Source organism: Pseudomonas sp. NFACC13-1 (assembly GCF_900104425.1).
In the GTDB taxonomy this organism is placed as follows: domain Bacteria; phylum Pseudomonadota; class Gammaproteobacteria; order Pseudomonadales; family Pseudomonadaceae; genus Aquipseudomonas; species Aquipseudomonas fluorescens_AA.
In genome coordinates this window covers 182,579-203,599 of sequence record NZ_FMXV01000002.1, presented here as the reverse complement: position 1 = coordinate 203,599, position 21,021 = coordinate 182,579, and the positions used below count along the sequence as shown (strand labels likewise).

General features: G+C 60.9%; 20 protein-coding genes and 1 pseudogene. 7 read left to right on the top strand and 14 right to left on the bottom strand.

Annotated features, from left to right (window positions below):
- Positions 1–22: 22 nt before the first annotated feature.
- Positions 23–886 (bottom strand): universal stress protein, encoded by an 864-nt coding sequence (locus BLQ55_RS03350; RefSeq protein ID WP_092252366.1) that lies wholly within the window; start codon positions 884–886, stop codon positions 23–25.
- A gap of 178 nt (positions 887–1,064) precedes the next feature.
- Between BLQ55_RS03350 and BLQ55_RS03345 the strand changes: the two genes are divergently transcribed.
- Positions 1,065–1,673, top strand: a complete 609-nt coding sequence (locus BLQ55_RS03345; protein WP_092252364.1) for a MiaE family protein — start codon at positions 1,065–1,067, stop codon at positions 1,671–1,673.
- A 95-nt stretch (positions 1,674–1,768) separates the two neighbouring features.
- Here the strand turns inward: BLQ55_RS03345 and BLQ55_RS03340 are convergent, their stop codons facing one another.
- The 3 genes from BLQ55_RS03340 to BLQ55_RS32680 form a co-directional block, all read right to left on the bottom strand.
- Entirely contained in the window at positions 1,769–2,257 is a 489-nt protein-coding gene (locus BLQ55_RS03340; RefSeq protein ID WP_092252362.1) for a GFA family protein, read from the bottom strand.
- Positions 2,258–2,439: 182 nt separating this feature from the next.
- Positions 2,440–3,057 carry a DNA-3-methyladenine glycosylase family protein gene (locus BLQ55_RS03335; protein WP_092252360.1) on the bottom strand — a complete coding sequence of 206 codons (618 nt, stop codon included), beginning with the start codon at positions 3,055–3,057 and terminating at the stop codon, positions 2,440–2,442.
- A 23-nt stretch (positions 3,058–3,080) separates the two neighbouring features.
- Positions 3,081–4,163: a bifunctional transcriptional activator/DNA repair enzyme AdaA gene (locus BLQ55_RS32680; RefSeq protein ID WP_092198136.1), complete on the bottom strand. Its 1,083-nt coding sequence runs from the start codon at positions 4,161–4,163 to the stop codon at positions 3,081–3,083.
- A 211-nt stretch (positions 4,164–4,374) separates the two neighbouring features.
- Here BLQ55_RS32680 and BLQ55_RS03325 point away from each other — a divergent pair, with 211 nt between their 5' ends.
- Positions 4,375–4,962 (top strand): LysE family translocator, encoded by a 588-nt coding sequence (locus tag BLQ55_RS03325; protein WP_092252358.1) that lies wholly within the window; start codon positions 4,375–4,377, stop codon positions 4,960–4,962.
- Positions 4,963–5,001: 39 nt separating this feature from the next.
- Here the strand turns inward: BLQ55_RS03325 and BLQ55_RS03320 are convergent, their stop codons facing one another.
- The gene (locus BLQ55_RS03320; protein WP_092252356.1) at positions 5,002–5,826 is read right to left on the bottom strand and encodes a helix-turn-helix transcriptional regulator; all 825 of its coding nucleotides are present in this window, start codon (positions 5,824–5,826) and stop codon (positions 5,002–5,004) included.
- A 137-nt stretch (positions 5,827–5,963) separates the two neighbouring features.
- Between BLQ55_RS03320 and BLQ55_RS03315 the strand changes: the two genes are divergently transcribed.
- Positions 5,964–6,926, top strand: a complete 963-nt coding sequence (locus BLQ55_RS03315) for a sensor domain-containing diguanylate cyclase (protein WP_092198145.1) — start codon at positions 5,964–5,966, stop codon at positions 6,924–6,926.
- Between the two features lie 327 nt (positions 6,927–7,253).
- Here the strand turns inward: BLQ55_RS03315 and BLQ55_RS32730 are convergent.
- Positions 7,254–7,334: pseudogene (locus tag BLQ55_RS32730) on the bottom strand (enoyl-ACP reductase); the annotation flags it as partial.
- Positions 7,335–7,450: 116 nt separating this feature from the next.
- Here BLQ55_RS32730 and BLQ55_RS03305 point away from each other — a divergent pair.
- On the top strand, positions 7,451–8,275 hold the full coding sequence (locus BLQ55_RS03305) for a lipid II-degrading bacteriocin (protein ID WP_092252354.1): 825 nt from the start codon (positions 7,451–7,453) through the stop codon (positions 8,273–8,275).
- A gap of 6 nt (positions 8,276–8,281) precedes the next feature.
- Positions 8,282–8,698 carry a hypothetical protein gene (locus BLQ55_RS03300; protein WP_139207889.1) on the top strand — a complete coding sequence of 139 codons (417 nt, stop codon included), beginning with the start codon at positions 8,282–8,284 and terminating at the stop codon, positions 8,696–8,698.
- Positions 8,699–8,751: 53 nt separating this feature from the next.
- On the opposite strand, the gene fabI is transcribed toward BLQ55_RS03300, so the two are convergent.
- The 8 genes from fabI to gloB all read right to left on the bottom strand — a co-directional run bounded on the left by fabI (position 8,752) and on the right by gloB (position 19,493).
- On the bottom strand, positions 8,752–9,546 hold the full coding sequence (gene fabI / locus BLQ55_RS03295) for an enoyl-ACP reductase FabI (RefSeq protein ID WP_025213267.1): 795 nt from the start codon (positions 9,544–9,546) through the stop codon (positions 8,752–8,754).
- A 20-nt stretch (positions 9,547–9,566) separates the two neighbouring features.
- Positions 9,567–11,177 (bottom strand): ABC transporter ATP-binding protein, encoded by a 1,611-nt coding sequence (locus BLQ55_RS03290; protein WP_092252352.1) that lies wholly within the window; start codon positions 11,175–11,177, stop codon positions 9,567–9,569.
- Position 11,178: 1 nt separating this feature from the next.
- Positions 11,179–12,198 (bottom strand): ABC transporter permease, encoded by a 1,020-nt coding sequence (locus BLQ55_RS03285; protein WP_092198157.1) that lies wholly within the window; start codon positions 12,196–12,198, stop codon positions 11,179–11,181.
- A 1-nt stretch (position 12,199) separates the two neighbouring features.
- Entirely contained in the window at positions 12,200–13,273 is a 1,074-nt protein-coding gene (locus tag BLQ55_RS03280; protein WP_092198160.1) for a microcin C ABC transporter permease YejB, read from the bottom strand.
- Between the two features lie 4 nt (positions 13,274–13,277).
- Positions 13,278–15,131, bottom strand: a complete 1,854-nt coding sequence (locus tag BLQ55_RS03275) for an extracellular solute-binding protein (protein ID WP_092198163.1) — start codon at positions 15,129–15,131, stop codon at positions 13,278–13,280.
- Positions 15,128–16,960, bottom strand: a complete 1,833-nt coding sequence (locus tag BLQ55_RS03270) for an extracellular solute-binding protein (RefSeq protein ID WP_092252349.1) — start codon at positions 16,958–16,960, stop codon at positions 15,128–15,130. Before BLQ55_RS03270 ends, BLQ55_RS03275 begins: the two co-directional genes overlap by 4 nt.
- Before the next feature lie 217 nt (positions 16,961–17,177).
- Positions 17,178–18,626, bottom strand: a complete 1,449-nt coding sequence (locus BLQ55_RS03265) for a transglycosylase SLT domain-containing protein (RefSeq protein ID WP_092252347.1) — start codon at positions 18,624–18,626, stop codon at positions 17,178–17,180.
- 99 nt (positions 18,627–18,725) lie between these two features.
- On the bottom strand, positions 18,726–19,493 hold the full coding sequence (gene gloB, locus BLQ55_RS03260; RefSeq protein ID WP_092198556.1) for a hydroxyacylglutathione hydrolase: 768 nt from the start codon (positions 19,491–19,493) through the stop codon (positions 18,726–18,728).
- Positions 19,494–19,558: 65 nt separating this feature from the next.
- On the opposite strand from gloB, the gene BLQ55_RS03255 reads away from it, so the two are divergent.
- Both BLQ55_RS03255 and rnhA read left to right on the top strand, forming a co-directional pair.
- Positions 19,559–20,317 (top strand): class I SAM-dependent methyltransferase, encoded by a 759-nt coding sequence (locus tag BLQ55_RS03255; protein WP_053119806.1) that lies wholly within the window; start codon positions 19,559–19,561, stop codon positions 20,315–20,317.
- An 89-nt stretch (positions 20,318–20,406) separates the two neighbouring features.
- Positions 20,407–20,859: a ribonuclease HI gene (rnhA, locus tag BLQ55_RS03250; RefSeq protein ID WP_030142629.1), complete on the top strand. Its 453-nt coding sequence runs from the start codon at positions 20,407–20,409 to the stop codon at positions 20,857–20,859.
- Positions 20,860–21,021 lie beyond the last annotated feature (162 nt).

Here is a 21,021-nt window from a genome sequence, read left to right as displayed (position 1 = left end):
GGAGCTTTTGTGCCAGGGAGCTTTATTCCTTGGCCGCCAGCTCCAACAGGTGGTCCTCGACTTCCTGGGGCTTGAGCACCAGTATGTCGCTTTCCAGCGTATCGAGCACCGCCTCGGCGGTATTGCCGATCAACACCCCGGACAACCCTGAACGGGCCACGGTGCCGATCACCGTCACCGCCGCCTGCAGCTTGCGCGCCATGAACGGGATCAGTACATCCGCCGGGCCTTCTTCGATGTGCAGATGCTGGTCGTCGATGTCGAACTCGGCCTGGAACGCCCGGCATTGTTCGCGATACCGGGCCTCGATGGTTTCCTTGAGCTGGAAGGTCGGGTCGGCGGACGAGAGCATTGGCGTGGGATGGGCGCTGATTACATGCAGGTGCGCCTTGGCGAGGAGGGCGATGTCGTAGCCATGGTCGATGATGGTGGAGTGCAGGTGACGGTGTTCGTCGTCGGTATTGCCAACGTCGATGGCGGCCAGGATCACCTTGTCTTTCCAGGAACCGGCGGTTTTTACCAACAGCACCGGGGTCGGGCAATGGCGTAGCAGTTTCCAGTCCGCCGGGGTCAGCAGGGCTTTTTTCAATGGGCTGTCGGGAAAGTGCTGTTTGATCACCAGCCCGCAACCTTCAGCTTGCTGCACGTCGATGATGGTTTCGTAGAGGCTTTCGTTCCAGGCCTGTTCGGTCGTCACGCTGTAGCCATCCGCCAGCAGTGCGGCCTTCAGCACGCCGAGCAAGCCGGCGTGGTCGTGCTTTTTGTCGCACACCAACAGGTGCAGGTGGGCCTGGGTCACACCGGCAATCAGTTTGGCGCGCTTGAGCGCCAGGCTTTCCGAATGTTCTGGCTCAATGACCACCAGGATGCTGCGAATGGCTTGCATGATCGGCGTTCTCCTGCAATGAAAAGGCTGGCGTTGCTCAACTATAGTTGTTGTGGGGCAGTCTAGTTGCTGTGGGTGAGGCATTGACTTGATGCATATCAATGGCGGTGGCTGGTGGTCTGGGGGCAGGCCGGTATAATCGGCGCCCTTCGCTCGACTACCTTTGCCCGTGAGCCCCATGAATCTTCCCGAAATCCACGAATTCCTTGGTTGCCGCACCCCCGATGCCTGGGTCCAGGCCGCGCTGGCCGACCAGGAAACGTTGCTGATCGACCATAAGAACTGCGAATTCAAGGCCGCCAGCACCGCCCTGAGCCTGATCGCCAAATACCATTCCCATGTCGACCTGATCAACCTGATGTCGCGCCTGGCCCGGGAAGAGCTGGTGCATCACGAGCAGGTCATGCGCCTGATGAAAAAACGCAAGATCGGTTTGCGCCAGCTCTCCGCCGGGCGTTATGCCTCGGGGCTGCGCAAGGTGGTGCGCAGCCACGAACCGGTCAAGCTGGTAGACACCCTGGTGGTCGGTGCCTTCATCGAAGCCCGCAGCTGCGAGCGCTTCGAAGCTTTGGTGCCGCACCTGGACGAGGAGCTGGGCAAGTTCTATTTCGGCTTGCTGAAAAGCGAAGCCCGGCATTTCCAGGGTTATCTGAAACTGGCCTACCAGTACGGCGACGCCAAGGACATTGCCCAGGTGATCGACAAGGTCCGTGAGGCCGAGCGGGAACTGATCGAATCGCCGGATGTGGAATTCCGGTTCCACAGTGGTGTGCCAGTCGTGGCGTGAGATAGACAGGTCAAAAGATCGCAGCCTTCGGCAGCTCCTACATTGAGATGGCGTGACCCTGTAGGAGCTGCCGAAGGCTGCGATCTTTTTTGTCCTTAACGGCTCAGCCCCAGGCGTTCATGCCACTGGGCAATGGACTCCTCGGGATAGACATCGAACCGCTGATCGCCCTTATGCGCCTCGACCTCCACCCATGGCGCCTTGGAACCGAGCATCAAGTGGGTGTGCTCCGGCGGTACCGGCAGCGGTGTGTCGATGGCTGAGGCAAACGGGTGCACCAGTTCCGGCCATTCGGGGCTGAACAACCACAACCCCGAACCGCACAGGGAACAGAAATGCCGTTCGGCACTGCTGCGGTGGGCGCGTTTATCGCCTTCGTCCTTGAGCCGTGCATGGTAGATCGAGATGTGCTTGCGACCGCGCACCTTCAGGCTCTGGGCATCGCCCCCCAGGTTGATCGCATACCCGCCGCCGCCCTGGGTCTTGCGACAGATCGAGCAGTAGCAGCGTTGATAAGGGTAGGGGTGGGCACAGGCCAGGCTGAACGACACGGCGCCGCAGTGGCAGGATCCTTCGAGCTGCATGGGAACCTCCTATTGGGGACTGTAATGACTCTGGACAGCTCGAGCGGCCTGTTGTTCTGGACTGTTGAACTCGTGACTGACATGCGGACGCCATCGCGAGCAAGCTCGCTCCCACAGGGGATTTGTGAACTTCCCAAGTCCAATGTGGGAGCGAGCTTGCTCGCGATGGACGGTGACACGGTCTAACGACCAGGCACCCGCCACAAATACCACGCCGCCACCGTCCGATAAGGGCTCCAGGCCAGGCCGATCTCGACCATCTGCTTGCGGCTGGGTTGTTGCGCCAACCCCTTGAGCCGTCGATAACCCTCGCGCACCCCAAAGTCATCGGCCGGTAGGATGTCGGGCCGTTCCAGGCTGTAGATCAGCAGCATTTCCACGGTCCAGCGCCCGACGCCGCGCAGGCTGATCAGGCGCTCGATCAACGCTTCGTCTTCCATTTCCCACGCCGTGGCGTAATCCGGCACCACCGCGTCCAGGGCCGCTTGGGCGATGCCCTGGATGGTCGCGATCTTGCTGGCGGAAAATCCACAACCGCGCAATTGAGCAACGTCCGTCGCCAGGATTTGCACGGGGGTGGGGAATGTCTGTGCCGGGAACAACGCCAGCAACCGGCCCAGAATCGCATCGCCGGCCTTGGCGTGCAGTTGCTGGTAGGCAATCGCCCGGACCAGGGCTTCATAGGGATCCCGGGCCGGCTTGGGTTGCAGCAGGCAAGGGCCGATCGTCGCGACGTGCCGTCGCCAGTCTTCGTCGAGGTTGGCCAGGAAGACACTGGCGTCGTGATAGGGCACTGGCATCAGGTGTTCGTTCTCCGGGGCGCTCAAAACGCCAGGGGCAGTGAAACCTGCACCGCGGCTTTTTCCAGTCGCAACAGAAACGCCTTGCGCGGCTGGCCGCCACCATAACCGGTCAACGAGCCATCCGCACCGATCACCCTGTGGCAGGGAATGACGATGGCCAGGCGATTCTGCCCGTTGGCCAGGCCCACGGCGCGGCTGGCACCAGGACTGCCCAGGGCCATGGCGATGCCGCCGTAGCTGCGGGTTTCGCCGTAGGGGATTTTTTGCAACTCAGCCCAGACCCGCACGGCGAAGGCGCTGCCGGGCATGTGCAGCGGGACATTGAACGTCGTGAGCTTGCCGGCGAAATAGTCGGCCAGTTCGGTTTCGATCTGTTGCAGATGAGTGTTGTGCCCCGGCGCGACGGTGTAGCCGTAGCGTCGCTGCAACTCTTCCAGCTCCTTGGTCAGGGCCGGGCGGTCGAGGAATTCCAGCAGCACCAGGCCCCGCCGTTCGGCCATGGCCAGCATCGGCCCCAGTGGCGTCGTCAGTCGGGTGAACAACAAGGGTTCACTGAGGGCGGCGCGGCCCGGTGTGATGTGGAAGGATTTGACGAAGGCGTCCCGAAAACCGCTCAACGACTCATAACCGGAATCGAACGCAGCATTGTCGATGGAAGTGCCGTCCTTGATGCCGCCCAGGGCAATGCCCAGACGGCGAGTGCGCAGGTAGGCGTGAAAGGTCATACCGAAATGTTGCTTGAACCAGCGCCGCAGTTTCAGCGGTTCGATACCTTGTTCCAGCAGCAGGGCGTCGGTCCAGCGCAGGTCGGGTTCGGCGTCCACCGCTTGGAGCAGGGCCTGGATCCAGTCCGGCGCGATGGCGGCGGCGTCCAGCGGCTTGCAGCGCAGGCAGGCGCGATAGCCGGCCGACATGGCTTCGTCGGCATGGGCGAAGAACTCCACGTTCTCCGGCTTCGGCTTGCGCGCGGTGCAACTGGGACGACAGAAAATGCCGGTGGTCTTGACCGCGGTGAAGAACACCCCCTCGTAGGCGGTGTCTCGTTCGAGCATGGCGCGGACCATCTCGGCGTGGGGCGGGAGCAGCGAGTCTTGTAGGTTCATGGGTCAAAGCATAGAACCGTGCCCGGGACGACTCCACCGGAAAATCGACAGTGAATTTTCCCGCAGTTGGTCGGATGCTCGCGAGGATTGGCCGGCGACCACAGCGGCACCACTTGCACCGTGGATCCTCCATGGGGCAGTTTTCTTCAATACCGGTAGCAGCGGGCGATTTACCTTGATCGCCACCTCACAGATATGAAGAAGGTTTGCGATGAGTCTGATTCTTTCCATGGCGGCGTTTGCCTTGGTCGCCTCCATTACGCCGGGGCCGGTCAACATTGTGGCCCTCAGTTCCGGGGCCCGGTACGGGTTTCGAGCGACCTTGCGCCACGTGGCCGGCGCGACCCTGGGTTTTGTCTTGTTATTGGTGTTGATGGGGCTTGGGCTGCATGAAGTACTACAACGCTGGCCTGGGCTCACACGGGTGGTGCAACTGGGTGGCGTGGCGTTCCTGTTGTTCATGGCCTGGAAACTGGCGATGGACAACGGGCACCTGGGCGCCAAGGACGAGGACCGGGCCCCGTCGATGTTCTACGGCGCGCTGATGCAATGGCTCAATCCCAAGGCCTGGCTGGCTTGCGTCGCAGGAATGGGCGCGTTCGTCGCCGATGGCGAGGCACGGCTGGTGTGGCAGTTCGCGGCAGTCTATCTGGTGATCTGTTACGTCTCGGTGGGCTGCTGGGCCTATGCCGGCAGCTTTCTGCGTAATTGGCTTGGGAATCCGGCGACCCTACGCCTGTTCAACCGGGCGATGGCAGGACTGTTGGTGGCAAGCGCGGTGTATTTGGTATTGCCTTGAATCGGGCTCACAGAAGTGTGTTTAGGCCAGAGCGCTGCATCAACCGCGATACTGGCCCGGAGTAGCCGCCAGGTGTTGCTTGAAGGCCCGCTGGAAATGCGCCTGGTCGGCGAACCCGCTGTCCAGCGCCACGTCGGCGATCAGCTTGCCTTCGCGTAACTGGCGGCGGGCGAACTGGATCCGGCGGTTGACCAGAAAGGCATGGGGCGTCATCCCGTAGTGGCGCTTGAAGGCACGGCTCAGGTAGGACGGCGAGAGTTGTGCGGCGGTGCAGATGTCTTCGAGCTTCAAGGCTTCGCTGCAATGGTCGTGAATGAACTGCGCCGCGCGCATCAATCCCGGGTGGCTACCCCGGTCCGGACGGCCGGCAGGGTTGAGCCGTTGTTGCAGGTCGGTGAAAAACGCCTCGGCGGCGGTGCGCTTGCGGTCGGTGCCGAGCCGCTCATCCACCAGTTGCTCATACAACCCTTGCAAGGCGGCAAACAGCTCGACATCACGGCTGTGGGTCGTGGAAAAGCTCTGGAAATCCAGGGTTTCATCGAAACCGATACGACGTTGCAAATCCCTGAGCCACTGGGTATCGACGTACAGCATGACATACGACCACGGCTCATCGTCGATCGGGTTGCACGCATGGACATCGCCGGGGTTCATCAGCACCACCGTGCCGCTCTGCACCTGGAAATTCGACCGCTCATGAATATAGGTGCTGCGCCCGGCGGTGATCGCTCCGATGGAAAAATGGTCGTGGGAGTGGCGTGAGTAGCAGACCTTGCGCCCATCGGTGATGGCCCGGGCTTCGATGAAGGGCAGGGCCGCGTCGCGCCAGAAGCGTGGGGCGGCGTCATGGGGGGCGTGCTTCATCGGTCAGCGTCCTCGTCTTGAACCTGTGAAGCAGTGTATTAGCCCTGGCCGGCAAATGCCCGATTGATTTGGCCGTTCGGTTTGAATGGTAGTGGTCCTGAACTAGACTTCGTGAAGTCTCGCCCATGGAGTTCCCGATGCTTGCGCCAGGTAAACCGGACAACGAAGCGGTTCGCCTCAAGAATCTGCATTCGCTCAAGCTGCTCGATACCCCGCCTGAAGAGCGGTTTGACCGCCTGACCCGCCTTGCCCGGCGTCTGTTTGACGTGCCCATCGCCCTGGTGTCCCTGGTGGACGCCAACCGTCAGTGGTTCAAGTCCAGTGCCGGCCTGGAGGCCAGCGAAACCCCGCGGGAAGTGTCCTTTTGTGGGCATGCGATTTTGCAGGATCAGATCCTGGAAATCTGCGACGCGGAGCAGGACGAGCGGTTTCACGACAATCCGCTGGTCACGGACACGCCTGGCATTCGCTTCTACGCCGGGCATCCGCTGGGGTTGGAGGATGGCAGCAAGCTTGGCACGCTGTGCCTGCTCGACACCAAGCCGCGCCAGCTCAATGACGAAGAGCGCGAACTGCTGCGCGACTTGGCGCGCATGGCCGAGCAGGAAATGGTTGCGGTGCAGATGGCGAGCATGGACGAGTTGACGCTGTTGTCCAATCGGCGCGGCTTCAGGACGTTGGCCCAGCATGCATTGAATGTGTGTGATCGCTTGTCGCGACCGGCGACGCTGTTGTTCTTCGACCTCAACGACTTCAAGCCGATCAACGATCGCTATGGGCATGCCGAGGGTGACAGCGCGCTGAAAACCTTCGCGGATGTGCTGCGTATCGCCTTTCGCGAAAGTGATGTGATCGGCCGCCTGGGCGGTGATGAGTTCGTGGCGCTGCTCACCGGCTCTTCCTATGTCGAGACCTCGGCGATCATGGCGCGCCTCGGGGAAATCCTCGATGAGCGCAATGCGATGTTGCAGCGTGGCTATGACATTCGTTTCAGCGTGGGCCAGATCGAGTACGAACCCCGGCGGCATTCGTCAATCGACCACCTGTTGGCCGACGCGGATGCGGCCATGTATGCCCAGAAACAGGCGCTTCGCAGTTAGCGCAAGCCAACCGCCGATCCTCCGGGGGAGCGAGCTTGGTCGCGAAGGCGGTGGTACATTCAACATCAATGCCAACTGATCCACCGCCACCGCGAGCAAGCTCGCTCCCACAGGGGATGTGTGGTGGGCGCGACTTTTATGAACAGCCGGAACCAATGTGGGAGCGAGCTTGCTCGCGATGACGGCGGTACATCCAACATCAATGCCAACTGATCCACCGCTATCGCGAGCAAGCTCGCTCCCACAGGAAATGTGTGGTGGGCATAAAAAAACGCCGCTTGTCCTTTTCAGGGCAAGCGGCGTTTTTACGCAGGGCCGAAAGGAAGATTACTCTTCGAGGTTACCCATGGCGGTGGTGTTGAAGCCGCCGTCCACGTACATGATTTCACCGCTGATGCCAGAAACAACGCAATAAATATGTACCGCACCAAGGGTATGGGAAATACGCAGAATGAGTTTTTCGCATCGTGTGATGCGGATTCATAACTGCAGTGTTATCCATTACTCACTTGGCGAGTACCCGTATGAATACCGAGTTACCCCCGACATTTATTTACCCCGATGATTTCGGAACCTCACGTGGAAGTGGTAGAGGTCTTCCAAACCCTGCGCCAATGGCGATGATTGGAAAAATGATTCAAGAGCGAAACTCGGCTTACGTAAGAGGCCACTGGCCTCAAATGTTGCAGCGTCATCTCAAATCCATGGTTAATAACCGTCCCATTCGCTACGGATTGGACGGCATTATCATAGGTGAGTTGAAAGTCGCCCACGGCGCCGATTTGGTCATGTTGAGGAATTCAACACTCAGCACCGCTGACGCCTGGAATCTCGGGATCAAGGAAGGGGCAAAGATCAAGAATACGGACCAGTTGGCCATTGAGCAGGAATTCTCGGGTGGGATCTTTACTCCCTTCAAAGCGTTTAGTCATTGGCTTCTGGGGAAGGGCAAGCCTGTCAGCGTCCGGCTGGATAGAATTGGTATCAGCCCTACGCCAAGCAAAATTCCAGATTTGATGGCGATTATTAATACGGCGGGTGTAGGAGTTACCAGCGTCAATCTCGAGATGCCTTATTCCACGGCCCAGGACTCAAACGTCGCACGGATCTACCTTGGAAACATTACGCTTCAAATTACCGGAGACGTTACTCGATATGCATCAGGTACTCTCAAGTTCTCCGGAAAGATCAAAGCGTACTCGGATCGTTATGATGCTAATGCCAGCAGTCATAGGGCTGCCTTTGATGAGCAAGCCACGAGCGCGCTCCGTGAAGTGGGAAGGGTGGCCAACGCACGGGATTATGAAATTCGAATCACTGGCGAGCTGCCAATCAATTTCTCTAGGTAGGTAGCCATGGCAGCAGGAAGAAACACATTAAGTCTCGCCGCCATTGCTTCAGTGATGGGCGCATGCGCATTGTTGTTCTTTTTTGCGCTGGAGGGTGTCTCGGAAAATCCCAATGATTTAAGTGATACTCGGGGTATTCCCGCGGTAGCGATGTACACGGTCATGCTGATCATCTTAACCGCCGCTTCGGTGGCCCTGACGGGGTTGGGTTATCTGTTTCAAAGGCTTCTAAGGCGACGTGCTTTCAAATGGCGCATTGGCGTGTATGCGTTGACCAATGTCCTGCTTTTCCTGACGTCGCTCATGGGGACGTTCGTCGCCGCCATCTACATGTACGACACCATCGCAGGTGTATTGGGAGGGCTGCTGTTTGTGTTCTCCCTTGTTTTGGTTCTGATTGGTTTTCCACGGAAATCGGGATAAAAAAAGCCGCGGGCCCTTTGCAAGGCCCGCGGCTTTTTTATGCGCGGTGAAGATTACTCTTCGAGGTTACCCATGGCGGTGGTGTTGAAGCCGCCGTCCACGTACATGATTTCACCGCTGATGCCCGACGCCAGGTCCGAGCACAGGAAGGCGCCGGCGTTGCCGACTTCTTCGATGGTGACGTTGCGACGCAGCGGGGTTTGCGCTTCGTTGGCGGCCAGCATCTTGCGGAAGTTCTTGATGCCGGAAGCGGCGAGGGTGCGGATCGGGCCGGCCGATACGCAGTTGACGCGGGTACCGTCCGGGCCCAGGGAACCGGCCAGGTAACGTACGCCGGCTTCCAGGGAGGCCTTGGCCATGCCCATGACGTTGTAGTTCGGCATGGTGCGCTCGGCGCCCAGGTACGACAGGGTCAGCAGGCTGCCGTTGCGGCCTTTCATCATTTCGCGACCAGCCTTGGCCAGGGCCACGAAGCTATAGGCGCTGATGTCGTGGGCAATGCGGAAACCTTCGCGGGTGGTGGCTTCGGTGAAGTCGCCGTCCAACTGGTCGCCCGGGGCGAAGCCCACGGAGTGCACGATGCAGTCCAGGCCGTCCCACTTCTTGCTTAGCGCTTCGAAAACCTTGGCGATTTCTTCGTCGCTGGCCACATCGCACGGGAAGCACAGCTCAGGGCTCGAGCCCCAGCCTTGTGCGAACTCTTCGACACGACCCTTGAGTTTGTCGTTCTGATAAGTGAAGGCAAGCTCAGCGCCCTCGCGATGCATGGCGGCGGCGATGCCGGATGCGATGGACAGCTTGCTGGCGACACCGACGATCAGTACGCGCTTACCGGCGAGAAAACCCATGTGTTGCTCCTCTTTTCAGGTTATTCGGCAATTGTTGGGGCCAGGAAGGCGGCCTCCAGCAACTGCTGTGTATAGGGGTGTTGCGGCGCGGCGAATATGCTGCGGGCATCACCTTGTTCGACCACTTGGCCATGCTTGACCACCATCAATTGGTGGCTCAGCGCTTTGACGACAGCCAGGTCATGGCTGATAAACAGGTACGTCAGGTTGTACTTGGTTTGCAACGACCGCAACAGCTCTACCACTTGGCGTTGCACGGTACGGTCCAGGGCCGACGTTGGTTCATCCAGCAGAATCAACGCCGGCTTGAGCACCAGGGCCCGGGCAATGGCGATACGCTGCCGTTGCCCTCCGGAAAATTCATGGGGGTAGCGGTTCCGGGTTTCCGGGTCCAGGCCTACCTCCTTCAATGCCGCGATTATCGCTTGTTCCTGTTCGGCCGCGGTGCCGATCTTGTGGATCCGCAGGCCTTCGCCGACGATCTGGCTGACACACATCCGTGGGCTCAGGCTGCCGAACGGGTCCTGAAACACCACTTGCATCTCCCGGCGCAGTGGCCGGACCTGTTGCTGCGTCAGGCTGTCCAGCGACTTGCCTTCGAAGCGGATCCCACCCTGGCTGCCGATCAACCGCAGGATTGCCAGCCCCAGGGTGGATTTGCCGGAACCGCTTTCGCCGACGATACCCAGGGTCTGGCCCTGGGGCAGGCTGAAGCGGATGCCGTCCACGGCCTTGATGTAGTCCACCGTGCGTTTGAACAGGCCTTTCTTGATCGGGAACCAGACTTTCAGGTCCTCGACCTGCAACAGCGGCGGGCCGACGACGTTGTTCGCCGGCGTGCCACTGGGCTCGGCGCCCAGCAGTTCCCGAGTGTACGGATGCTGCGGCGTGCGGAACAACTCTTCGCACGATGCCTGTTCGACGATGCAACCGCGCTGCATGACACATACGCGATGCGCAATTCTTCGCACCAGATTCAAATCGTGGCTGATCAGCAGCAACGACATCCCCAATCGCGCCTGCAACTCCTTGAGCAATTGCAGGATTTTCAGCTGGACGGTGACGTCCAGGGCGGTGGTCGGCTCGTCGGCGATCAGCAGTTCCGGCTCGTTGGCCAGGGCCATGGCGATCATCACTCGCTGGCGCTGGCCGCCGGACAACTCGTGAGGCAGGGCCTTGAGGCGCTTGTGGGGCTCGGGAATGCCGACCAGCTCCAGCAACTCCAGGGTCCGCCGGGTCGCGACCTTGCCGGTCAGGCCCTTGTGGATGCCAAGCACTTCATTGATCTGTTTTTCAATGCAGTGCAGCGGGTTGAGGGAGGTCATCGGCTCCTGGAAAATCATCGCGATCCGGTTGCCGCGGATATGGCGGATGGTCTTTTCCTTCAATCCCAGCAAATCCTGGTTGGCGTACTGAATGGTCCCGGTGGGGTGATGGGCCAGCGGGTAGGGCAGCAAGCGCAGGATCGAGTGGGCGGTGACCGACTTGCCCGAGCCGCTTTCACCCACCAGGGCCAGGGTTTCGCCGCGCTTGATGTCGAAGCTGACGCCCTCGACCACGCGCTGGCGGCGTTCACCGACAATGAACTCCACCGCCAGGTCGCGCACTTCGATCAGATTGTCCTGGTTCATATCACTTCCTCGGATCGAAGGCATCGCGAGCGGACTCGCCGATGAACACCAACAGGCTCAGCATCACGGCCAGCACGGCGAACGCACTGATGCCCAGCCACGGCGCCTGGAGGTTGGATTTGCCCTGGGCCACCAGTTCGCCCAGGGACGGCGCCCCCGGCGGCAGGCCAAAGCCGAGGAAATCCAGGGCGGTGAGGGTGCCGATGGCGCCAGTGAGGATGAACGGCATGAAGGTCATGGTCGACACCATGGCGTTGGGCAGGATGTGCCGGAACATGATCGCGCCGTTCTGCATACCCAGCGCCCGCGCGGCGCGCACGTATTCGAGGTTGCGCCCGCGCAGGAACTCGGCGCGGACCACGTCCACCAGGCTCATCCAGGAAAACAGCAGCATGATGCCCAGCAGCCACCAGAAGTTCGGCTGTACGAAGCTGGCGAGGATGATCAGCAGGTACAGCACCGGCAGCCCGGACCAGATCTCCAGGAAACGTTGGCCGGCCAGGTCGACCCAGCCGCCATAGAAGCCCTGCAAGGCGCCGGCGACCACGCCGATGATCGAGCTGAGCAGTGTCAGGGTCAGGGCGAACAACACCGAGATACGGAAGCCGTAGATCACCCGGGCCAAAACATCGCGCCCCTGATCATCGGTGCCCAGCCAATTCACGGAAGAGGGCGGTGCCGGGGCCGGGACCTTCAGGTCGTAGTTGATGCTCTGGTAGCTGAACGGAATCGGTGCCCACAGCACCCAGGCGTCCTTGGCCGCCAGCAGTTCACGGATGTACGGGCTCTTGTAGTTGGCTTCCAGGGGGAACTCGCCGCCGAACGTGGTTTCCGGGTAGCGCTTGAGGGCCGGGAAGTACCAGCCGTTGTCGTAATGCACCACCAGCGGCTTGTCGTTGGCGATCAACTCGGCACCCAGGCTCAGCCCGAACAGGATCAGGAACAACCACAGCGACCACCAGCCACGCTTGTTGGCCTTGAACAGTTCGAAACGACGGCGATTGAGAGGGGACAGGTTCATCTCAATGCTCCCGGCTTTCGAAGTCGATGCGCGGATCGACAAAGGTGTAGGTCAGATCGCCGATCAGTTTCACCACCAGCCCCAGCAAGGTGAAGATGAACAGGGTGCCGAACACCACCGGGTAATCGCGGTTGATGGCCGCTTCGAAACTCATCAGGCCCAGGCCGTCGAGGGAAAAGATCACTTCCACCAGCAAGGAACCGGTGAAGAAGATCCCGATGAATGCCGAGGGGAAGCCGGCGATCACCAGCAGCATGGCGTTGCGGAAGACATGGCCGTAGAGGACCCGATGGCGGGTCAGGCCCTTGGCCTTGGCGGTGACCACGTATTGCTTGTTGATTTCGTCGAGGAAGCTGTTTTTGGTCAGCAGGGTCATGGTGGCGAAGTTGCCAATCACCAGGGCGGTCACGGGCAAGGCCAGGTGCCAGAAGTAATCGAGGATCTTGCCGCCCATGCTCAATTCGTCGAAGTTGTTGGAAGTCAGCCCGCGCAACGGGAACCAGTCGAAATAACTGCCGCCGGCGAACACCACGATCAGCAGGATGGCGAACAGGAACGACGGGATCGCGTAGCCGACGATGATCGCCGAACTGGTCCACACATCGAAATGGCTGCCATGCCGCGTGGCCTTGGCGATCCCCAGCGGGATCGACACCAGGTACATGATCAGCGTGCTCCACAGCCCGAGGGAAATGGACACCGGCATCTTTTCCTTGATCAGGTCGATGACCTTGGCATCGCGGAAGAAGCTATCGCCGAAGTCCAGGTGGGCATAGTTCTTGATCATGATCCACAGGCGTTCGGGGGCCGACTTGTCGAAGCCGTACATGCGTTCGATTTCCTTGACCAGCCCTGGGTCCAGGCCTTGGGCCCCGCGGTAGGAGGAGCCGGCCACCGACACTTCGGCACCGCCGCCGGCAATGCGACTGGTGGCGCCCTCGAACCCTTCGAGCTTGGCGATCATCTGTTCCACCGGCCCGCCGGGCGCGGCCTGGATGATGACGAAGTTGATCAGCAGAATGCCGAACAGGGTCGGGATGATCAGCAGCAGTCGCCGAAAAATGTAAGCCAGCATCTTGTTACTCCACGCTCGCAGGGGCGGCGATTTGCTGCTCGATGACCTGCTTCTCTACTTCATCGGCCGGCTTGACCTCCGGCTTGACCCACCAGGTGGTGGTGCCGATGTCATAGGTTGGGGTGATTTTCGGATGGCCGATGTGGTTCCAGTAGGCCACGCGCCAGGTCTTGATGTGCCAGTTGGGAATCACGTAGTAGCCCCATTGCAAGACCCGGTCCAATGCCCGGGCGTGAGCCACCAGGCTCTTGCGCGAGTCGGCATTGATCAGTTGCTCCACCAGTTGGTCCACGGCCGGGTCCTTCAGGCCCATGGTGTTGCGGCTGCCGGGCTTGTCGGCGGCGGCGGACATCCAGAACTCACGCTGTTCGTTACCCGGCGAGCTGGATTGCGGGAAGCTGCCCACCACCAGGTCGAAGTCCCGGGAGCGCACGCGGTTGATGTACTGGGACACGTCCACCCGGCGGATCACCAGGTCGATGCCCAGGTCGCTCAGGTTGCGCTTGAAGGGCAGCAGTATCCGCTCGAACTCGGTCTGGGCCAGCAGGAACTCCAGCACCACCGGTTTGCCTTGGGCGTCGACCATCTTGTCGTCGACGATGCGCCAGCCGGCTTCTTGCAGCAATTGGTAGGCCTTGCGCTGCTGGTCGCGAATCATGCCGCTGCCATCGCACATCGAAGGCTGGAAGGACTCGTTGAAGACCTGCTCGGGAATCTGGCCGCGCAAGGGCTCGAGAATCTTCAGTTCGTCTTCGCCGGGCAGGCCGGTGGCGGCCATTTCCGAATTCTCGAAATAGCTGCGGGTGCGGGCGTAGGCGCCGTTGAACAGTTGCTTGTTGGTCCACTCGAAATCCAGCAGCAGGCTCAAGGCCTTGCGTACTCGCACATCCTGGAAGACTGGCCGGCGCAGGTTGTAGACAAAGCCCTGCATGCCGGTGGGGTTGCCGTTGGGGATCTGTTCCTTGATCAGCCGGCCTTCGGTCACGGCCGGGATGTTGTAGGCATTGGCCCAGTTCTTGGCGGTCATTTCCAGCCAGTAATCGAACTGCCCGGCTTTCAACGCCTCGACCGCGACGGTGTTGTCGCGGTAGTAGTCGGTGACCAGCACGTCGAAGTTGTAGAACCCGCGATTGACCGGCAGGTCCTTGCCCCAGTAGTCCTTCACCCGCTCATAGCGGATCGAGCGGCCGGCCTTCACTTCGGCGACCTTGTAGGGGCCGCTGCCCAGGGGGATCTCCAGGTTGCCCTTGTTGAAGTCGCGCTCGGCCCACCAGTGCTTCGGCAATACCGGCAATTGGCCCAGGATCAACGGCAGCTCGCGGTTATGGGTGTGCTTGAACTTGAACAGGACCTTGAGCGGATCTTCGGCGATGACTTCGGCGACGTCGTTGTAGTAGCCGCGGAACATCGGTGCGCCGTCCTTGGTCAGGGTCTGGAAGCTGAAGACCACGTCTTCCGCCCGTACCGGATGGCCATCGTTGAAACGGGCTTCGGGGCGCAGGTAGAAGCGCACCCAGGCATTGTCCGGGGCTTTCTCGATTTTTTCGGCGATCAGGCCATATTCGGTGAAGGGTTCGTCCAGGCCCTGCTTGGCCAAGGTGTCGTAGATCAGGCCAATGTCATCGGCTGGCACGCCTTTGCTGATGAACGGGTTGAGGCTGTCGAACCCTCCAAAGCCGCCCTGGCGGAAGATGCCGCCCTTGGGCGCGTCCGGGTTGACGTAGTCGAAGTGCTGGAAGTTGGCCGGGTATTTCGGCGGCTCGTTGTACAAGGTCACGGCATGCTGCGGCGCGGCGCAGGCCAGCCCGGCGAATAACAGGCTGCTGGCCTGCAGGAGCAGGGCACGTAAAGGCTTCATTGATCTTTCTCCGAAGATTTCAGCCACCAGGCGCTCAGGCCCAGGGTATAGGGCGGCGTGGTGACGAAGGCGAACCGGTTGCGGTACGCCAGGCGATGATAGTTGAGATACCAGTTGGGAATGCAGTAATGCTGCCACAGCAGTACGCGATCCAGGGCCTTGCCGGCGGCGACCTGTTCATCGCGGGTCTGGGCGGCGAGCAGTTTTTCCAGCAGATGGTCGACCACCGGGTTGGCGATCCCGGCGTAGTTCTTGCTGCCCTTGACCCCGACCTGGCTGGAGTGAAAGTACTGCCATTGCTCGAGGCCCGGGCTGAGGGTCTGGTTCAAGGTCAGCAGGATCATGTCGAAGTCGAACTGGTCCAGGCGCTGTTTGTATTGGGCGCGGTCCACCGTGCGCAGCCGGGCTTGGACACCGATGCTGGCAAGGTTTTCGACGTAGGGTTGCAGGATACGCTCCAGGTTCGGGTTCACCAGCAGGATTTCGAAGCTCAGGGGCTGGTGGTCAGCGTTCAGCAGGCGTTGGCCGTTGAGATTCCAGCCGGCTTCCTTCAAGAGTCCCAATGCCTTGCGCAGGGTTTCCCGGGGAATGCCGCGCCCGTCGGTCTTGGGCAAGCTGAAGGGTTCGGTGAGCAGTTTGGGTGGCAATTGATCCCGGTACGGCTTGAGCAGCAGCCATTCATGACCCACCGGCAGGCCGGTGGCGGAGAATTCGCTGTTGGGGTAATAGCTGAGGGTGCGCTTGTAGGCGCCGCTGAACAGGGTGCGGTTGGTCCACTCGAAATCGAACATCAGCCCCAGGGCTTCGCGCACCTTGACGTCGGCGAATGTGCCGCGCCGGGTGTTCATGAACAGGCCCTGGGTCTGGGTCGGGATCTGGTGGGGTATCTGCGCCTTGATCACATCGCCCCGGTTGACTGCCGGAAAGTCGTAGCCGTTGGCCCAGTTCTTGGCCTGGTGTTCGATGTAGATGTCGAACTCGCCGGCCTTGAAGGCTTCGAAGGCGACTTCGCTGTCACGATAGAACTCCACGTCCATGCGGTCGTAGTTGTATTTGCCGCGATTGACCGGCAGGTCCTTGCCCCAGTAGTCCTTGACCCGTTCGAACACCAGTTGGCGGCCTGGCTGCACTTTGGTGATGCGATACGGCCCGCTGCCCAGGGGCGGTTCGAAGGTCGTCGCCTTGAAGTCGCGGCCTTTCCAGTAATGCTGGGGCAACACCGGCAGCTCACCCAGGCGCAGGATCAGCAAGGGATTGCCCGCGCGCTTGAAGACGAAGCGGATTTTCAGCGGGTTGAGAATGTCGACCCGCAGCACTTCCTGCAGGTTGGTGCAGTATTGCGGGTGGCCGTCCTTGAGCAGGGTCCTGTAGGAGAACGCCACGTCATAGGCGGTGATGGGCACGCCATCGTGGAAGCGCGCTTCGGGGCGCAGGTTGAAGACTACCCAGCTGCGGTCTTCGCTGTACTCTACCGACTGGGCGATCAGGCCATAGCTCGACGTCGGTTCATCGCCGGACGGTGCGTATTGGCCAGTACCGACCATCAGCGGTTCGTTCAGCTCATTGATGCCGTATTGCAGGAAATTGGGCGTGGAAACCGGGCTGCTGCCCTTGAACGTGTAGGGGTTGAGCGTATCGAAGGTGCCGAATGCCATGACCCGCAAGACTCCGCCCTTGGGCGCTTGCGGGTTGACCCAGTCGAAGTGGGTGAATCTGGCCGGGTACTTGAGCGTGCCGAACTGCGCATAGCCATGGCTTTCGCTGATGGTTGCGCTGGCGGGAGAGCTCAAGGCCAGGCTGATCAGGAACAGGAGGAGGGGACGTATCAAGTCGGAGATCCGATCCAGGCGGCTTGGGCTTTTATGGCCTGTACAGTAACAGCTTGTATCGGCAGGAAAAAGGCGGGGGCTGTAGGAGCGGTGTAGGAGCTGTCGAGTGCAACGAGGCTGCGATCTTTCCCCAGACACTTGAGTCCCAAGCGAAAGATCAAAAGATCGCAGGCTTCGCCAGCTCCTACACACAGCCCAGCGGGAGCCCCCGGTCATGTCAGTGCGGGGAGTACACCGTCAGCATTTGCCCAGGCTTGAGTGCCTTGCCCATCCGTGGATTCCAGCGCTTGAGGTGCTGCATTTCCACGTTGAAGCGCTTGGCGACGACGTACAACGAATCGCCCTGCTTGACCTTGTATTGGGTCTGCTTCTTCTGGTCCTTGCTGTTGGCGGCTACCACGGTGTTGATGCGCTTGCCGGTGGCCTTGCTGGCCCTGGCGTCCTGCATCACCAGGGTCTGGCCGACCTTGAGTTTGTTGCCGCTGAGCTTGTTCCAGCGTTGCAGGTCCTTGGTCTGGACGTTGTTGGCCTTGGCGATCTGGGCCAGGTTTTCGCCGCGCTTGACGCGGTAGGTGCGCCTGGCACCTTCCACTTCGCTGTCGTCGGCTGATTCGAAAACCGGCTTGAGGGCGCGCTGGCTGATCAACTCTTCCGGACGCATGGTCGACAGGCTGGCGGTCAGCAACTGCGCCTTGGAGGTGGGGACCAGTAAATGCTGGGGGCCGTCGATGGTGGTGCGCTGCTTGAAGGCCGGATTGAGCTGGAACAGCTCGTCTTCGTCGATATTGGCCACCGCCGCGACCTTGGACAGGTCCATGCGCTGGTTGATCTCGACGACCTGGAAATAGGGTTCGTTGGCGATCGGGTTGAGGTTCACGCCATAGGCGTCGGGCGCGAGCACCACCTGGGACAGCGCCAGCAACTTCGGCACATAGGCCTGGGTCTCGCTGGGCAGCGGCAGGTTCCAGTAGTCGGTGGGCAGGCCAAGCTTCTCGTTGCGCTCGATGGCGCGGCTGACGGTGCCCTCACCGGCGTTGTAGGCCGCCAGCGCCAGCAACCAGTCGCCGTTGAACATGTCATGCAGGCGCGTCAGGTAGTCCATGGCGGCCGTGGTGGAGGCGGTGATGTCGCGTCGCCCGTCATAGAAGCGGGTCTGGCGCAGGTTGAAGTAACGCCCCGTGGACGGGATGAATTGCCACAGCCCCACTGCGTTGGCCCGGGAATAGGCCATGGGGTTGTAGGCGCTCTCGATCACCGGCAGCAGCGCCAGTTCCAGCGGCATGTTGCGTTCTTCAAGGCGTTCGACGATGTAATGGATGTACAGGCTGCCGCGCTCACCGGCGTTTTCCAGGAAGGAAGGGTTGCTGGCGAACCACAGGCGCTGTTGCTCGATACGCGGGTTGACGCCGGCCGTTTCCTGCAGCTGGAAGCCCTGGCGCATGCGTTCCCAGATGTCCTGGGGCACTTGGGGGCTGGGTTTCTCGGTGAGCCATACCGGCTTCTGTTTGGCGCGAGCGGCGATATTCGGGGTGTGCGCCGCGTCGGTCTGCGGCAGCTGGCTCGTGCTCTGGCAGCCCGCCAGGGTGGCGGACACAGCCACCGCGATGGCCTGAGCCAAGCGGGTCAATGTGTCTGACTGGACGGACCTGCGTATGGATGACGACATTGGCTGGAAGTAAGTTCCGGGCAAAAATGTCGGCCGATTCTAGGAAGCGCACCCCAACAGGTCAACCTTTCAGAATTTTTGTATCAATCGATAGCTGCCTTAGAACTTATCTTTCCAAGCCCTCAAGGCCGCAAAAACCTCACTCGGCGTCTGGTTTCGCTGGCCGTTCCGTTCGTCTGCTTTTTGTTTAACGGATGTTTCAGTCGTGCGCAGGAACGGGTTGGTGAGTTTTTCCAGGGCCAGGGTCGAGGGCAGCGTCATGATGCCTTCGTTGCGTTGGCGGGTGACTTTTTCCAGGCGGGCGGCGATGTCCGGGTTGCCCGGCTCCACGGCGGCAGCGAACTTCAGGTTGCTGAGGGTGTATTCATGAGTGCAGTAGACCAGCGTGTCTTCAGGCAAGGCGGCGAGGCGACCCAGGGAATGGTGCATCTGCGCGGGCGTGCCTTCGAAAAGTCGACCGCAACCGGCGGCGAACAGGGTGTCGCCACAAAAGAGCAGGCCATGGTGGTAGTAGGCGATGTGCCCCAGTGTATGGCCAGGCACCGCGTAGACATCGAAGTCCCAGCCGAGCACGTTGACCTGGTCGTTGTCATGCAGGGCCTGGTCCCGTGCCGGGATGTTTTCGCTGGCCGGGCCGTAGACGGTGGCGTTCGTCGCATTCTTCAGCGCCTGGACGCCGCCGACATGATCATGGTGATGGTGGGTGATCAGGATGTCGCTCAGGACCCAGCCCGGATGGGCGTCGAGCCAGGCCTGTACTGGCGCGGCATCACCCGGGTCGACCACGGCGCAGCGCTGGGTGGAGTGATCCTGTAACAACCAGATGTAGTTATCGGTGAACGCGGGCAGGGCACTGATCTGTATCATCGCGGAATTCGCCAAGCGGAAAACAAAGGCGCATCTTAGAACTTCCTGACGCGTTGGAGAATGCAATGACCGATGAAGCGTTCGCTCAGGCTGATCCTGACTGGCTGGCGTTGATCAGCGCCGCCCGTGAATGGCTGTCCGGCCCTGTCGGGCAATTTTTGCTGGAAGAGGAACGGCGCATGCTCGAAGACGAGTTGGGCCGGTTCTTTGGCGGCTATCTGGTGCACTACGGGCCTTCGGCGCAAACGCCGCCGTCGGCACCGCAGGTCCAGCGCAACGTACGCCTGGGGGCGCCGTTGCCTGGGGTGGAAATCGTCTGCGAGGAGCAGGCCTGGCCGCTGAGCGAACATGCCGCCGACGTGGTGGTCATGCAGCACGGCCTGGATTTCTGCCTGTCGCCCCACGGCTTGCTGCGTGAAGCCGCCAGCAGCGTACGCCCCGGCGGGCATCTGTTGATCATCGGTATCAACCCCTGGAGCACCTGGGGGTTGCGTCATGTGTTTGCCCACGACGCCTTGCGCCAGGCCCGCTGCATCTCGGCGTCGAGGGTCGGCGACTGGCTCAACCTGCTGGGCTTCGCGCTGGAGAAACGCCGCTTCGGGTGCTATCGTCCGCCGCTTGCGTCACCCAAGTGGCAGGCTCGCCTGGCCGGTTGGGAGCGCAAGGCCGGCGACTGGCAGCTGTCCGGCGGCGGTTTCTACCTGCTGGTGGCGCGCAAGATCGCGGTCGGGCTGCGCCCGGTGCGTCAGGCGCGACGCGAGCCGATGGGCAAGCTGATTCCCTTGCCAATGGCCAAGGTCAATCGTCGTCACATCGAGCCATAACCCTTTTTAGCAGGCCTGGCCGGCCTTTCGACGACAGGCATCAACCCGCCTGGTCGGCTGGCCTTTGCATTTTTTCTGGATAGATTGGCATGAGCGATAGCGTAGAACTCTTCACTGATGGCGCCTGCAAGGGCAACCCCGGCCCGGGCGGCTGGGGCGCGTTGCTGGTGTGCAAGGGCGTGGAGAAGGAACTCTGGGGCGGCGAAGCCAATACCACCAACAATCGCATGGAGCTGATGGGCGCCATCCGAGGCCTCGAAGAGCTCAAGCGGCCTTGCGATGTACTGCTGGTGACCGACTCGCAATACGTGATGAAAGGCATCAACGAGTGGATGGCCAACTGGAAGAAGCGCGGCTGGAAGACGGCGGCGAAGGAACCGGTGAAAAACGCCGACCTCTGGAAGCTGCTGGATGAGCAGGTCAACCGCCATAACGTCACCTGGAAATGGGTCCGTGGCCACATCGGCCACCACGGCAACGAACGGGCCGACCAGTTGGCCAACCGTGGGGTGGATGAGGTGCGGGGCTACAAGCAGGCCTGATGCAACCATGTCCACTGAAGCATGCGCACTTGTAGCGAGGGAATTTATCCCCGCTGGGGCGCGAAGCGCCCCCCCCTTCGATCTTCCTGGCGCACTGTGATGCCTGGCTTTAGGGCTGCTTCGCAGCCCAGCGGGGATAAATCCCCTCGCCACAAAAGCTGT

Excerpts from the sequence above, each read along its gene's own strand:
- BLQ55_RS03350 (WP_092252366.1), bottom strand. The coding sequence starts at position 886 with ATGCAAGCCATTCGCAGCATCCTGGTGGTCATTGAGCCAGAACATTCG.
- BLQ55_RS03345 (WP_092252364.1), top strand. The coding sequence starts at position 1,065 with ATGAATCTTCCCGAAATCCACGAATTCCTTGGTTGCCGCACCCCCGAT.
- BLQ55_RS03340 (WP_092252362.1), bottom strand. The coding sequence starts at position 2,257 with ATGCAGCTCGAAGGATCCTGCCACTGCGGCGCCGTGTCGTTCAGCCTG.
- BLQ55_RS03335 (WP_092252360.1), bottom strand. The coding sequence starts at position 3,057 with ATGCCAGTGCCCTATCACGACGCCAGTGTCTTCCTGGCCAACCTCGAC.
- BLQ55_RS32680 (WP_092198136.1), bottom strand. The coding sequence starts at position 4,163 with ATGAACCTACAAGACTCGCTGCTCCCGCCCCACGCCGAGATGGTCCGC.
- BLQ55_RS03325 (WP_092252358.1), top strand. The coding sequence starts at position 4,375 with ATGAGTCTGATTCTTTCCATGGCGGCGTTTGCCTTGGTCGCCTCCATT.
- BLQ55_RS03320 (WP_092252356.1), bottom strand. The coding sequence starts at position 5,826 with ATGAAGCACGCCCCCCATGACGCCGCCCCACGCTTCTGGCGCGACGCG.
- BLQ55_RS03315 (WP_092198145.1), top strand. The coding sequence starts at position 5,964 with ATGCTTGCGCCAGGTAAACCGGACAACGAAGCGGTTCGCCTCAAGAAT.
- BLQ55_RS03305 (WP_092252354.1), top strand. The coding sequence starts at position 7,451 with ATGAATACCGAGTTACCCCCGACATTTATTTACCCCGATGATTTCGGA.
- BLQ55_RS03300 (WP_139207889.1), top strand. The coding sequence starts at position 8,282 with ATGGCAGCAGGAAGAAACACATTAAGTCTCGCCGCCATTGCTTCAGTG.
- fabI (WP_025213267.1), bottom strand. The coding sequence starts at position 9,546 with ATGGGTTTTCTCGCCGGTAAGCGCGTACTGATCGTCGGTGTCGCCAGC.
- BLQ55_RS03290 (WP_092252352.1), bottom strand. The coding sequence starts at position 11,177 with ATGAACCAGGACAATCTGATCGAAGTGCGCGACCTGGCGGTGGAGTTC.
- BLQ55_RS03285 (WP_092198157.1), bottom strand. The coding sequence starts at position 12,198 with ATGAACCTGTCCCCTCTCAATCGCCGTCGTTTCGAACTGTTCAAGGCC.
- BLQ55_RS03280 (WP_092198160.1), bottom strand. The coding sequence starts at position 13,273 with ATGCTGGCTTACATTTTTCGGCGACTGCTGCTGATCATCCCGACCCTG.
- BLQ55_RS03275 (WP_092198163.1), bottom strand. The coding sequence starts at position 15,131 with ATGAAGCCTTTACGTGCCCTGCTCCTGCAGGCCAGCAGCCTGTTATTC.
- BLQ55_RS03265 (WP_092252347.1), bottom strand. The coding sequence starts at position 18,626 with ATGTCGTCATCCATACGCAGGTCCGTCCAGTCAGACACATTGACCCGC.
- gloB (WP_092198556.1), bottom strand. The coding sequence starts at position 19,493 with ATGATACAGATCAGTGCCCTGCCCGCGTTCACCGATAACTACATCTGG.
- BLQ55_RS03255 (WP_053119806.1), top strand. The coding sequence starts at position 19,559 with ATGACCGATGAAGCGTTCGCTCAGGCTGATCCTGACTGGCTGGCGTTG.
- rnhA (WP_030142629.1), top strand. The coding sequence starts at position 20,407 with ATGAGCGATAGCGTAGAACTCTTCACTGATGGCGCCTGCAAGGGCAAC.